This window comes from Xenorhabdus bharatensis, from assembly GCF_037996705.1.
Classification (GTDB): Bacteria; Pseudomonadota; Gammaproteobacteria; order Enterobacterales; family Enterobacteriaceae; genus Xenorhabdus; species Xenorhabdus bharatensis.
Genome location: NZ_JBBMXG010000119.1, coordinates 1 through 223, shown reverse-complemented (window position 1 = coordinate 223; position 223 = coordinate 1). Strand labels below are relative to the sequence as shown.

Genomic DNA, 223 nt, shown 5'->3' with positions numbered 1-223 from the left:
GGTCCTTGATGTGTAGGATAGGTGGGAGGCTTGGAAGTGTGGACGCCAGTCTGCATGGAGCCATCCTTGAAATACCACCCTTTAATGGCTGGTGTTCTAACGTAGGCCCGTCATCCGGGTTGCGGACAGTGTCTGGTGGGTAGTTTGACTGGGGCGGTCTCCTCCCAAAGCGTAACGGAGGAGCACGAAGGTTAGCTAATCACGGTCGGACATCGTGAGGTTA

The 223-nt window shown here is 55.2% G+C and carries 1 rRNA gene; it reads left to right on the top strand.

Going from position 1 to position 223, the window contains the following annotated elements:
• Window positions 1-223, top strand: a 23S ribosomal RNA gene (locus AAC855_RS21490); the annotation flags it as partial.